The 13,289-nt window shown below is 61.7% G+C and carries 11 protein-coding genes; 2 read left to right on the forward strand and 9 right to left on the reverse strand.

Annotation, left to right across the window (positions count from 1 at the left end):
- Positions 1–4: 4 nt before the first annotated feature.
- Genes CCANI_RS10060 through hrcA form a run of 6 tightly spaced genes read right to left on the reverse strand, consistent with a single transcriptional unit; the run spans position 5 to position 5,753 of the window.
- Complete coding sequence (locus CCANI_RS10060) at positions 5–1,309, reverse strand: hemolysin family protein (RefSeq protein ID WP_146323619.1); 1,305 nt, start codon at positions 1,307–1,309, stop codon at positions 5–7.
- Complete coding sequence (ybeY, locus tag CCANI_RS10065) at positions 1,309–1,836, reverse strand: rRNA maturation RNase YbeY (RefSeq protein WP_146323618.1); 528 nt, start codon at positions 1,834–1,836, stop codon at positions 1,309–1,311. The genes CCANI_RS10060 and ybeY overlap by 1 nt, the downstream gene beginning before the upstream one ends.
- Positions 1,833–2,807: a PhoH family protein gene (locus tag CCANI_RS10070; RefSeq protein ID WP_425457313.1), complete on the reverse strand. Its 975-nt coding sequence runs from the start codon at positions 2,805–2,807 to the stop codon at positions 1,833–1,835. Before CCANI_RS10070 ends, ybeY begins: the two co-directional genes overlap by 4 nt.
- Before the next feature lie 31 nt (positions 2,808–2,838).
- Positions 2,839–3,579: a 16S rRNA (uracil(1498)-N(3))-methyltransferase gene (locus CCANI_RS10075; RefSeq protein WP_146323616.1), complete on the reverse strand. Its 741-nt coding sequence runs from the start codon at positions 3,577–3,579 to the stop codon at positions 2,839–2,841.
- Positions 3,579–4,700 (reverse strand): molecular chaperone DnaJ, encoded by a 1,122-nt coding sequence (gene dnaJ / locus CCANI_RS10080; RefSeq protein WP_146323615.1) that lies wholly within the window; start codon positions 4,698–4,700, stop codon positions 3,579–3,581. The genes CCANI_RS10075 and dnaJ overlap by 1 nt, the downstream gene beginning before the upstream one ends.
- 54 nt (positions 4,701–4,754) lie before the next feature.
- A complete protein-coding gene (gene hrcA / locus CCANI_RS10085; RefSeq protein WP_146323614.1) occupies positions 4,755–5,753 on the reverse strand; it encodes a heat-inducible transcriptional repressor HrcA in 999 nt (332 codons plus the stop codon).
- A 120-nt stretch (positions 5,754–5,873) separates the two neighbouring features.
- On the opposite strand from hrcA, the gene CCANI_RS10090 reads away from it, so the two are divergent.
- Positions 5,874–6,731, forward strand: coding sequence for a class I SAM-dependent methyltransferase (locus CCANI_RS10090; protein WP_146323613.1), 858 nt, complete (start codon positions 5,874–5,876; stop codon positions 6,729–6,731).
- 530 nt (positions 6,732–7,261) lie between these two features.
- Positions 7,262–8,236 carry a putative endonuclease domain-containing protein gene (locus CCANI_RS10095; protein WP_146323612.1) on the forward strand — a complete coding sequence of 325 codons (975 nt, stop codon included), beginning with the start codon at positions 7,262–7,264 and terminating at the stop codon, positions 8,234–8,236.
- A 1,061-nt stretch (positions 8,237–9,297) separates the two neighbouring features.
- On the opposite strand, the gene hemW is transcribed toward CCANI_RS10095, so the two are convergent.
- The 3 genes from hemW to CCANI_RS10110 all read right to left on the reverse strand — a co-directional run bounded on the left by hemW (position 9,298) and on the right by CCANI_RS10110 (position 13,267).
- Positions 9,298–10,431 (reverse strand): radical SAM family heme chaperone HemW, encoded by a 1,134-nt coding sequence (gene hemW / locus CCANI_RS10100; RefSeq protein WP_146323611.1) that lies wholly within the window; start codon positions 10,429–10,431, stop codon positions 9,298–9,300.
- Positions 10,428–11,120 carry a hypothetical protein gene (locus CCANI_RS10105; protein WP_146323610.1) on the reverse strand — a complete coding sequence of 231 codons (693 nt, stop codon included), beginning with the start codon at positions 11,118–11,120 and terminating at the stop codon, positions 10,428–10,430. The genes hemW and CCANI_RS10105 overlap by 4 nt, the downstream gene beginning before the upstream one ends.
- Before the next feature lie 314 nt (positions 11,121–11,434).
- Positions 11,435–13,267: an AMP-dependent synthetase/ligase gene (locus CCANI_RS10110; protein WP_146323609.1), complete on the reverse strand. Its 1,833-nt coding sequence runs from the start codon at positions 13,265–13,267 to the stop codon at positions 11,435–11,437.
- Positions 13,268–13,289 lie beyond the last annotated feature (22 nt).

Here is a 13,289-nt window from a genome sequence, read left to right on the forward strand (position 1 = left end):
GTCCTTAATCTTCGGGGGTGGGGTGTACTTCCACTGTTACTGTAGTCATTCGCATGCGGCCACGGCGATCCCGCTTACCTGCGGCTACCAATGTCATCCCATGGGTCTCCACCTTGGATCCGGGAAGCGGCACGCGACCGAGCTCGAGGGCGAGCAAGCCGCCGACGGTATCCACCTCCTCCGTCACATCCTCATCGAAGAAGAGTTCAATGCCGCAGCTTTCTTCGACGAGTTCCACCAACTCTTCGAGCGATAGGCGTGACACCACGCGGAAGGTGTTTTCGCCGAGCCGTTCGATTGGCGCGATTTCCGCGGCGTCGTACTCGTCTGCGATCTCCCCGACGATCTCCTCCAGAATATCCTCGATGGAAATCAACCCCGCGATGCCGCCGTACTCATCCACCAGCATGGCGATATGGTTGCGATGCACCTGCATCTCGTGCAGCAATTCGTCCAAGGGTTTGGAATCCGGCACAAAGGTGGCCGCGCGCATCACATCGGCTACGCGCACGCTCTGCCCGCCATCGGTGGCGTGGTAGGTGCGCTGCACCAAATCCTTGAGGTACACCACGCCCACGATATCGTCCACGTTTTCGCCGATCACCGGGATGCGGGAATGCCCGGAGCGCACGCACAGCGCGGTGGCGTTGCCGGCGGTTTTTTCCTGTTCGATCCAGACCATCTCCGGGCGCGGCACCATCACCGAGCGGGCGGTGGTGGAGGCGAGATCGAACACAGATTGGATCATGCGGCGTTCCTCCCGCTCCACGATCCCATGCTCCTGCGCGATATCCACCATTTCCCGCAGCTCGTGCTCGTTTGCAAACGGGCCGTCGCGGAAACCCTTGCCGGGGGCCAGCACATTGCCCACCCAGATCAGCACCCGCGCCACCGGCCCCAATACAAACGCCAGTACGGAAAGGATCATGGCGGAACGCAGCGACACCGTGTACGGATTCTGCCGCCCGATGGTGCGCGAATACACGCCCACCACCACGAAGGTCACCACCGTAAGCACCACCGTGGCCACCAGCAGGGCCATGGATTCTCTAGCGAACAGGTGGTAGGCCAATGCGGTGGTCAACACCGCGCCCACGGATTCCAGCAGGGTGCGCAGCAACACCAGCAGGTTGATGTGTTCGGCGCGCCGATCCAGCACCCGCAACATCGTGGCGGCGCCGGGTTGTTCGTCGCGGTGAAGTTCCTCCACCCGGGTGCGGGAAATCGAGGTGACGGCGGATTCCACCGTGCCGAGCGCCCCCGCGAGCAGGATGGTGGCCACGGCACCGAAACCCAGCCAGACCTCCATCAGTCAGCTTCCCCTCCGCTATTCGGAAAGGCTTTCGGCCCGGTCGGCTTCGGCTCGTACGCCCCGCCCGCGTCGTACCAAGCCGCCAGCAGCTCGTTCTGGAGCGCGAACATTTCCTGTTCCTCGGCGGGCTCGACGTGATCATAACCCAGCAGGTGCAGGCACCCGTGCACCACCAGCAGTGCAAGCTCGTGCCCGAGGGAATGCCCGGCGCGCTCCGCCTGCCCGGCCGCGAACTCGGGGCACAGCACAATATCGCCGAGCATGGCGGGGCCAGGGTGCACGGCGTCGGGACGCCCGCCACCCGGGGTGAGCTCATCCATGGGGAAGCTCATCACGTCCGTGGGCCCCTCCAGGTCCAGCCATCGAACATGCAAATCGGCGATGGTATCAAGGTCCACGATATGGATCGCCGCCTCCGCGTCGCGGTGCACGTCCATGGCGGCCAGGGCGAAGCTGGCCACGTCCATCAATGCCTCTTCATTGATCCCCTCAATGCCGGATTCATTGAACACTTCGATGCTCATCGCCCGTCCTTTTCGTAGCTTTCGTAAGCATCAACGATAGCCGCCACCAGGTTGTGCCGCACCACGTCCGCCGAGGTCAGCTCGCTAAAGTGGATGCCCTCCACGCCGCGCAAAATATGCCGCGCCAAGCCCAGCCCGGATTTCTGCCCGCCCGGCAGATCCACCTGGGTGATATCCCCGGTGACCACCATTTTCGAACCGAACCCCAGCCTTGTCAAAAACATTTTCATCTGCGCCGGCGTGGTGTTTTGCGCCTCGTCCAAAATGATAAACGCATCGTTGAGCGTGCGTCCGCGCATATATGCGAGCGGCGCTACCTCCACGATCCCGGCTTCCATCAGCTTCGGGATAATCTCCGGCTCCACCATGTCCCGCAGCGCATCGTGCAGCGGGCGCAGGTAGGGGTCGATTTTATCGGTGAGCGTGCCGGGCAAAAAGCCCAGCTTCTCCCCCGCCTCCACGGCCGGCCGCGTGAGGATAATGCGGTTGATGTGCTTATTGTTGAGCGCCTGCACGGCCTTGGCCATGGCAAGGTAGGTTTTGCCGGTTCCGGCGGGCCCCAAACCGAACACAATTGTGTGGTTATCGATGGCGTCAACGTATTCCTTTTGCCCCAGCGTTTTCGGGCGCACGGCCTTCCCGCGGCGCGTCACGATGTCCGCAGCCAGCACCTGCCGCACCGATTGCGGGGATTCCACGGTCACAATGTTCACGGCGTTTTTCACCGTGGACGGGCTGATCACGTGCCCGCGGCGGGCGATGGCCTGCAGCTCATCGAGCACGCGTTTGGCCCGCGCGACCTCGTGATCCGGCCCCGTTAAGGTTACGTTTGTGCCGCGCACAAAGACATCGCAGGCCAGCTGATTTTCCAGGGTGCGGAGGTTTTCGTCCGTAGTTCCCAACACCGTTTGGGCGTGTTCTTCGTCCAATTCGTACGGCTTGGTCAAAATTTGGGTGGGCTGTTCGTAAATTGGCAACGTGTTCCTTTCTCAGTGCCGAACTTTACCAGCGGTCCGTCAGCACACCCAGCGCCGACAACGCCACCAGCGCCGCACTCGCCGTACGCAATACTTCCGGGCCCAACCGCACGGCTTGCGCACCGGCTTCGGTAAAACGGGCCACCTCATCCGGGCTCAGGCCGCCTTCCGGGCCGATCACCAGCACCACCTCTGCGGCCGCACGATAGTTCAGGCTTGCGAATGGCACGGAGGCTTCCTCGTGCAGCAGCACCGCCACACCGTCGCCGCCCCGAATTAGCTCCGCCACCTCGGCGCTGGTAGCCAATTCGGTCACCTCGGGTACCGAAAACCTGCGCGATTGCTTGGCCGCCGCCAGCGCCTGATTGCGCCACTTTGCCACCGCTTTTTCCGCCTTGCCGCCCCATTTAGCGATGCACCGCTCGGCCTGCCACGGCACAATCCGATCCGCGCCGCCCTGCGTTGCCAAGTCCACGGCCAGCTCCGCACGCTCCGATTTTGGGATGGCCTGCACCACCGTGACCCGCGGCTTCCGCGCCCGCTTATCGACGCCCTCCCCTACCGAAACCCGCAGCTTATCCTTAGCGTCCACGGCGGTGACGGTGGCAATCACGCCGGTGCCGCGACCGTCGATAAGCAAAAATTGTTCGCCGATGGCCAGGCGCTTCACGGTGACCGCGTGGCGCGCCTCTGGGCCCGTGAATTCCACCTCGGTGCCGCGCGCGGGCAGCTCACCGCAAGACCACAGGAAAACGGGCAGCGACATCAGCGGCGGAACCGATTACGCAAACGGGTGAACAAACTTTCCTCTTCCTGCTGAGCGTCCTGGACGCGCACCTGGTCCTTACGATGCGCGCGCAACTTCCGCAGGTGCTCCTTCGATTGGGAATCCAAATCCCGCGGAATGATTACGTCCATATGTGCGACCATATCGCCGGAGCCCTCCGCCCGCAGGTGCGGCATGCCCGCGCCCGACAGGTTAATGCGATCGGCCGGTTGGGTGCCGGGGGCCACCTGGAAACGCAGCGGCTGGCCGTCCAAACCGGTGACCTCAAACTCGGTGCCCAAGGCGGCGTCCACCATCGGCAGGCGCACGGTCAGGTGCAGGTCATCGCCCTCACGCGTAAACACAGCATGCGGTTGGGTCATCACCTCCACATATAAATCGCCCGCGGGGCCGCCGCCATGGCCCACCTCGCCCTGGCCGGCCATGCGAATGCGCATTCCATCGCTAATGCCGGCAGGGACGTTTACCACCAAGTCACGCCGGGCCTTCACGCGGCCGTCGCCATGGCACTTCGTGCAGGGATCATCAATGATCTCGCCATAACCCTGGCACGCGGGGCACGGCCGGGAGGTCATCACATTGCCTAGGAAGGAACGCTGCACCTCATGCACCTCACCCGTGCCCCTACAATTCGTACAGGTATGCGCACGGGCTTTCGATTCCGAGCCGGTGCCTTCGCAATGGTCGCACAACACCGCGGTGTCCACCGTAATATTCTTTTTCACACCGGCAAACGCCTCTTCGAGCGTAATGCTGGTGCGCAGCAAAGCATCATCGCCCGGCTGCACCCGGGAACGCGGGCCCTGCGAGCGGCCGCCGCCAAAGAATGCCCCAAAAAGATCCTCGAACGGGCTGAAACCACCGGCGGCGGCGCCAGCGGATGGCTCCATCGGGTCGCCGCCCATATCCACAACGCGGCGCTTCTCCGGATTCGTGAGCACCTCATATGCCAATGAAACCTCGCGGAACTTCTCCGCCGCCTCTTCGGTCCCATTCACATCCGGATGATACTTACGGGCAAGGCGCCGGTAAGCCTTCCGAATATCGGTTTCCGTCGCCGACCTGTCAACTCCGAGGATGCCGTAATAGTCACGAGCCACGGTCTACTTCTAACTCCCTTATGAACTACTCAATGAACGTCAAGGCATTGTAGCCTACTGGCCAGCAAGTACCCGCCCTACATACTGTGCAACAGCCGAAACCTTCGACATTGTTCCCGAATAATCCATATAGTTCGGGCCCACCACGCCCATGCCACCCAAGGTAGCACCCGTGGCCCCATAACCCGCAGCCACCACCGCGGCGCCGCGCAGCTCCTCATCCCCAATGCTCACCTGGACCTGGCCCACATTCTGGGCACTGGACAGCAGCTTCAACACCACCACCTGCTCCTCCAAGGCCTCAACCACGCTGGGCAAACCAGACGGGAACAGGTGCGAAGCACCCGAAAGGATCAGCCGCTCGCTGGGCGCCTCCACCAAAGTTTCCACCAGCACCGTCGCACAGCGGATGGAGGCGTTGCGCAGGTCTGGCGGGGCGTCGACAGCCATGTCCGCCATCGCCACGCTCGCCTCCGCCAACGTCTTGCCAGACAAACGCCTGTTCAAATTGTCCTTGAGGCGCGCCACCTTCTCCGGGGCGAGCTGCTCACCCAACTCCACATTGCGCTGATCCACCCGGCCGGTGTCCGTGATCAGCACCAACAACAGCCGCGTGGGCGTTAACTCCACCACCTCGCAATGGCGCACCCGCGACACCTTCAACGTGGGAAGCTGCACCACCGCCGCCTGGCGCGTCAATTGACTCAACAATTGCACGCTGCGGCGCAGCACATCCTCAAGGTCCACGCCCTGGTCGAGGAACGCAAGGATCGCGCGGCGCTCCGCCTTGGACAACGGCTTCACATCATGGATGGAATCCACAAAGGCCTGATAGCCCTTTTCCGTCGGAATGCGGCCCGAACTGGCGTGCTGTTGCACGATATAGCCCTCCGACTCCAGCACCGCCATATCGTTGCGGATCGTCGCCGAACTCACCCCCAGATTGTGGCGATCCACCAGCGCCTTCGAACCCACCGGCTCCTGGGAAGAAATGTAATCGGCCACAATGGCGCACAGCACCTTATGGCGCCGCTGCTCAGTAGCACTAGACACGCCAACGCTCCTTTCGCACAACGCTCCAACCTTTTCGCAACAGTCTACGCAGGTTCCCGACGCAACCTCGAACCCAAACCGCACTAGCCGAACAACCCAAGCCAGCCTAATCTAATGCACATGGACACAGTCTCCCACACCCTCTTCTACCCACTATTCGGCCGCGCCACCGCCTCCCACAACTGGCCTGAGCTCTTCCCCGACCCCTGGGCGCGCCAAGCAGAAGAAATAGCGCGTGCGGAAGGAACCGCCGCCCAAGCCCTCGGCGGCTTTCCCGCCTTGGTGTACGGACTGCGCCACCTCATGACCGTCACCAACGCCAAACGCTACCTGGAAACCCACCCCGGCGCAGCCGTAGTAAATATCGGCTGCGGATTGGATAGCCTCACCCAAGACCTAGCCGGCGAGGCGTGCACCATCTATAACCTCGACTTCCCGGACGTCATCGAACTACGCCACCGGTGGATCCCCAACGGGGAAAACGAAATCGACCTGCCTTACTCGTTTACCGACCATGAGTGGATGAACCACGTCGACGCCAGCAAAGGCATCATCGCCATGGCACCCGGCGTGTTCTACTACATCGAAGTGGACGACGTGCGAGCCGCCGTCCAGGCCATGGCCGAACGATTCCCCGGCGGTCGGCTCTGCTACGAAAGCGAATCCCCGATAGTCATGACCGCCAGCGAAAAAGCCATCGCAAGGACGGGCACCCCCTGCAAAATGCCGTTCCGACTCAAAGACCCCTACACGCCGCGCACCTGGAGCGACAAGATCAGCAATGTTGAGGTTGAGTTCGACTTCAGCAACTACCTGACCCCGCAGCAACGCCTCCAACTGGCTCGCGGATACCGCTTCGGTTTTGCCATGTTCAAACTTATCCGAGGCATGTACCAGGTCACGATCGATTTCGCCGGAACCCCCGAAGGCCACAACACTGGCGAGGCTTCCGGCGCGGCCGTCGAAGCCGAGGAATAGACATACTGCGGGTGGCTTTTCGCGCAGATCGATGGGCTATGCGCAACCTATCGACGGACGTGGCCTGCATTCCCTCCCGTACATAAAGGTTCGAACTTTCCCGAACCATTGGCCCTGTTAGATCTGCCTCAGGCACATCTGACAGGGCAGGATCGGCGTCCTGCGGAAACGCAACCGCTCGATGGCCGGCATGTCGAATCTGCCTGAGCGCGGGAGCACGGCGCTTTTCCGCCCGTCGCTGGGCGAACGCGATTGGTGCACTAGCAACGCGTCGCACATTTGAAGCGCTGGAAAATCCTAGCCACCAGAGCACGACCTTGTAGCAACCACTCAAGTAATCCACCTGCTGGCAATCATGTTGTTTCCCCCGCAGCGGCGATCGGCATTATACCCCTTCGCGCCCCCGCGCGCCACCTTGTTGCCGCTGAAACCCTGTGTGCCTGTGGATAGTTTCAAGTTATCCACAGGTTGCTGGGGTGTGTGCGGGAAAACCCTAGGGTTTGTGCTGTTTTGGGGTTATGCCTGGTGCTATGGGTTTGTTTCAGCGTCGCACCAAACTGCTTGACACCTCTTTCATCAACATCACTCGCCGGCTTGCGATGCCGCGTGGGTATTGTCGTGCGAGTCGGGAGGTGGAGTGGGGTTCGCGGTATCACCCGCAGCGCCTCGGGTTTGCCGCCCCGATCATGCTGCGGGCACGGGCGCATTTCACCCAAACCCCGAATGTCATTATCGGCGGCTGGGCCGCCGCAGCGTATGCCGGTTTGAAGTACTGGGTGGATGACGCCCACATCACCGTGCATGTGGCCAGTAATTTCCAACGCAGCCACAGCGTGTTCGACGCCACCCGCCGCAGACTGCGGCCAGGCACCAGGGTATGGACACCGGATCAGGAACTACCCGGCATGCAGGTCGTCGCCCCCGAATACGCCCTGGTGGATTGCCTGATTGATCTGCAGCGCGACCGCCACTCCTGGTGGGTCTACCAAGTACCCAACCTTGCCAACTGGGAAGTCCGCGCCATCCAGTTGATTGACGCGCTGCGCGCATGCACCACATTGAACTTTCAGCTGGTGCGTGACATCGCGCGGAATATTTTCAGCGCCCGCCAGCTGAAAAAACTGCTGAACCTGTCCCGCACCGGTGCCCAGTCGCCCCCGGAAACCGTACTACGCCTGATTGCCGAGCAGCTGCGCCAACACCTGGAGGTGCAAATCCCGATCTATAACTCCGGTGCGCTGGCAGACGATGGCACACCCCTGCTCACCGTGCTTGATTCCGGCTGGCCCGATATCCGCGTTGGTTTGTTCTACGACGGTGCCCACCACCTTCAACGCAGCCAACGTGACTACGATGCCAAAGTGTTGATCCGGCTACGCGAACTCGGCTGGGAACCACTACGTATCACCCACGGGCTGCTGCAAAAACCCCGCGAACTGATCACCACCCTGCGCCGCGCCATCCACCGCGCCGAAACCAACACCACACAACCACCCAAAACATAAAGGCCGAAACCAAACACCAAATCCTGACGCCGCCCCTTAACTGCCGAATCCTCACGGCTGAATCCTCACGGCCGAATCCGAACGGCAGATTTCTCACGGCGATCGTTCGCTGCACCTCAACTACCTCGGCTTTGTTTGCCGACCTGCCTTTGTTGCTGCGCGCCCACCACACCCCTGTAACCGGCACGGTGAAGCTCAATACTTTTCGGTGAGTCCGAAACCCGGCACACCCCGGCCCATTCTCACGCCGCGCCAGCCGCGCCACTTCCGTCTGCCCGCCACACCCCGCAGCTGAAGCGCCCCCTTTTCCCCGGCCACGTACAATCTGCCTGGCTGCTGTCCTGCCTCGTCACATTTGCCTGGCTGCGCGGGATCTGCCTGGTTTTTGGGCCGAGTTTTCCTGGGGAAATGCGGCCGCGACGAATCTGCCTCAGGCAGATCTGTCGCGGGTGGAAAGACAGGCAGATCCTCACCACCACACCAGGTGATGTGGCGAGGTGGAGGCCGGAATCGGCCCACAAGCCTCGGTCAGGCAGATTCGACATGCCGGTCGTCGCACGATGGTGTTTCCGCAGGAACGCGAAACCGCCGTGTTACATCTGCCTCAGGCACATCTGCAACGGCAGAAAACCAGGCAGATCCTCCACACCACCACCCCAATAAAAGGCCACTGAAGGCAACGCACTGTTACGCGCGATACGTTACGGCCGCCTTGAACACGTTGAAACGACATCGATCACCAACCACCAAAGCCCGCACTCCACAGCCACGCACAATCTGCCTGGCAGCTCTTCGACCACGTCACATCTGCCTTGCTCCGCCGGATCTGCCTGATTTTTGGGCCGAGTTTTCCTGGGGAAACGCGCACGTGCGACATTTGCCTTAGGCAGATCTGACACGGCAGGAAAACCAGGCAGATCTGACACGGCAGGAAAACCAGGCAGATCTGACACGGCAAACACCGCAGGCAGATTCCGCGGGGCGGGCAATACGAACGCGGGCGGCCTACGCGGCATCGTATGCCACGTGCACTTGAGCGGCAAAGCCGCGTCGCTAATAAGCTACTCTTCGCCCAGCAGGATATCCGTGACAATCCCATCGGCGAGCAAGCGACCGGCGTCGGTCAAGGCGATGCGTGACCCAACTCGCCGCAATAACCCCTGCTCACAATAGCGTTCCGCAACGGCCACCCCGCCGGCCCCCAGCAATTCGGCCGCGATGCCTTCTTTCAGGCGCAGCCCCAGCATCACGTCCTCCACGTGCCGATCGTGTTCGCTCAAGGTCTCCGCCTCCTGCACCGGCAACCGCCCTTCCGCGCACAGTTTCGCATACCGGGCCGGGTGTTTCACATTGAAAAACCGGCTATCCCCGAGATGCGAATGCGCCCCCGGGCCAGCGCCCCACCATTCGCCGCCGCGCCAATACCCCAGGTTGTGGCGGCATTCTCCACCGGCCCGCGCCCAGTTGGACACCTCGTACCAGTCGAACCCGGAGTCCCGCAACGCCCGATCGATCAACCCGTACCGGTGTGCTAATACATCCTCGTCGGGCGTGGGGATTTCCCCGCGCCGCACCTTCCGCGCCATGGCGGTGCCATCCTCCACGATCAGCGAATAGGCGGAAACGTGGTCCACCTCCGTGGACAGGATCGCGTCCAAGGTGGCGCGTACATCATCATCCGATTCGCCGGGGGTGCCGTAGATCATATCCAGGTTTACGTGCGCAAACCCGGCGGCGGTGGCCTCCCGAGCGGCCGCGATCGCGCGCCCCGGCGTGTGGCGGCGCTCCAATACGCGTAGCACGTGCGGGGCGGCGGATTGCATGCCTAAGGAAATGCGCGTGAACCCGGCCTCCCGCAAGGCGGCGAAAAATTCCGGCGAGGTGGATTCCGGATTGGATTCGGTGGTCACTTCCGCCCCGGCAGCTATACCAATGGTTTCGCGGAGAAAGTCCAGCACCCGCGCCAATTCCAGGCCCAGCATGGAAGGGGTACCGCCGCCGATAAACACGCTTTCGGCAGGCCGGGTGTTCCCCGTGGCGGCGGCTAATTCCAATTCGCGGCGCAACGCCACCAGGTATTCCTCCGGGGAACTCGCACTACCGAGCTCGCCCGGGGTGTAGGTATTGAAATCGCAGTACCCGCACCGGGAGGCGCAGAATGGAACGTGGATATACACCCCGAAGGGCCGCGTCATGAAGCGAAGCCCTTGTCGTGCGCTGTTTCGGCGCGGCGACGTGCAACGCGGGCTACCACGGCGTCGATACGCGCGCGTTCCATGAGGAATTGGGGAGGGTTATGTCCACGCATAGTGCGAGTATAGGCGGGGTGTGCCTCCGCAACCGCAATAAACCACGCCTCCACTGCGCACGCCACTAGGTCGCGGGTGCGGGAAAACAGCTGCGGCAGGCTAAGCGAATCGAGGTCATCGGCGGCGACGGCGGTTTGGTCGATCACCCATTCGGTAATCTCGCCGAGGTGCTCCACTACTGCGGACGAACGCGCGTTCAATGCGTCGGCAAGCTGCCGGACCGCCACTGGGCTTCCAGAAAGCGGGTATTCGCGCATCAGGTCCACCGCGCGCAGACGGCTGGGGCGCTCCACCATCGCCTCCCGCGTGGTGCGGGCGGTGCTCATGGATCCGGAACGCAGCCCGGACACCAAGGCCTGGCGCACACCGGCGAGCTCGGCAACTACACGGCGGGAATCATCGCGGGCCTCAACCACAATCTCCTCGAATTCGAGGCGACAATCTGCGACCAACTCCGTGTCCCAGTCCGTGAGCGCCTCCACAAGATTATCGATGTACGTGGCCACTTCATCGCCAATGTCGTACACCTCTTGCGTCAGCTCGCGGTGGCGCAGCTTCGCATCGGTCACCTGCACGGCTGCTCCTTAAGGTACTCGAACGGGTACGGCCGCCGCGGTTTGCTTCAGCGGCCGTTATCGAATATGACCCTAAGGCACTTCTTAGAGTGGTTGGGGAAGCCTCGCCGCGAGACACACCAGAAAGCTTCCCGCACAGGGCAGCGGGGGTGCTTTCAAGGTAGCGCTTCCCTCGCACTGCTTATCGACGCCCCGCCCCCACAACCCCCAGGTAGCGCACCGTTTTACGCTTGCCAGGCGAACGTAACGGCGAGGGTAGAAAACTACCCCCGCACTACCTGAAAAGCTCGCGCCCCGCTGATTCAGACGACAGCCTATCGCTTATATAATTGATCAATCGCATCGGAGTATCGCTGCACCACGACGTTCCGCTTGATCTTCAATGTGGGCGTGAGCTCGTTCTCCGCTTCTAGCAGGTCACGGTCCAAAATATAGAATTTCTTAATGGCCTCAGCCGCGGAAACCTGCGCATTGGTGTCGTTGATGGCGTCCTGAATTTCGGCCCGCAGCATCGGCTCGCTGGCCAAATCCTTGATGGTGGTGGACTCCGCGAAATTGTGATTGAGCTTCCACCGTTTGACGGCCTCCTCATCGAGGGTGATCAGAGCGCCAACAAAGGGCTTGCCATCGCCCACGACCAGCGCCTGGCTGATCAGCGGATGATTGCGCAGGCGGTCCTCCATCGGGCCCGGGGAAACGTTCTTGCCGCCAGCGGTGACAATAAGATCCTTTTTGCGGCCTGTGATTATGATGTGACCAGATTCAAGGATTTCCCCAAGATCGCCAGTATTAAACCAACCATCCTCGGTCATGGCTTCCCGGGTGGCGTCCTCGTTTTTCCAATAACCATCGAACACGATTTCACCCTTCAGGAGGATTTCGCCGTCCGGATTCGTGCGCGCCGACACCCCGCCGACGGGGCGTCCGACGGTGCCAATGATATTGTCGTCGAAATTCACCGAGGCGGCCGCGACGGTCTCCGTAAGGCCATAACCCTCGTACACGGTCACGCCCATGCCGCGGAAGAAATGCAATAAATCGTGGCTCATGGCGGAGCCCCCAGAGATGCAATAACGCACAGACGATCCCATAGCCGCCCGGATCTTCGAATACACCAAACGGTCAAAGGCCTTGTGCTTCAGGGACAGCACGCGGGACGGGCCGTCGAGAGTATCCAAGGCGCGGGAGTATTCGATCGCCACGTTCTCCGCGGCGCGGAACATGGTGCCCTTTACTTGGCCATTATCAAACGCGTTTGCCTCGGCGCCATTGCGCACCTTTTCAAACACCCGTGGCACACCCAAAATCAGGTTCGGTCGGGCCCGCTGGAACTCCACCGTCAACGTGGAAAAATCAGACCAATGCGATTGCGTGGCGCCGCCGACCGCCACCGCCAACGACACCGCGCGGGCAAACACGTGGGCCAACGGCAAAAAGGTAAGCACACGGGTGCCCGGCACGGCGATGTGCCCGATCGGGTGGGTAAGCAAAGCGCGCACCTCCGCCAGCCAGTTATGGTGGGTGGACCGGCACCCCTTCGGACGGCCCGTTGTGCCCGAGGTATACACCAAGGATGCAAGGTCGGCCGCGCGCGTGGCGTCGATACGCTCTTGGACGGCGTCATCGGAAATGCCGCGGCCCTCAAATTTCAGCGTTTGCACGGCGGAGGCGTTAATCTCCAACACGCGGCGCAGCTGCGAAGAGGAACCCTTGAGGCGCGGGTTGCCGTCCGCGTCCAGCTCGAGGTGCTTCATCAGGTCGGTATGCTCAACCGTTTCAGTGACGGCGAACACCGCGCCCGAATCCTCGATAATCCACTGCACTTGGCTCAACGACGAGGAACTGTAAATTGGAACACTCACCGCGCCCGCCGCCCAAATAGCAAAATCCAACAGCGACCATTCGTAGCGAGTTTCGCTGAGCAACGCCACCCGATCGCCCTGCTGCACCCCATTTGCAATAAACCCTTTTGCCACCTCAAAGACCTCCTCAATGAATTCCTTTGCGGTGACATTTACCCACTCAAAACTCCGGGGCCGCGTAAATAGCACCCCGTACGGGCGGGCCTTCGCCGTTGCCATCAGCGCCGTCAAGACCGTTTCATTTGGCCCGATTTCGTAGGCCGCTGGGGTGGTGTATTCCTGCACGGTAATGAAGCTCCTTCACGCT

The sequence above is a fragment of the Corynebacterium canis genome (assembly GCF_030408595.1).
Lineage (GTDB): Bacteria > Actinomycetota > Actinomycetes > Mycobacteriales > Mycobacteriaceae > Corynebacterium > Corynebacterium canis.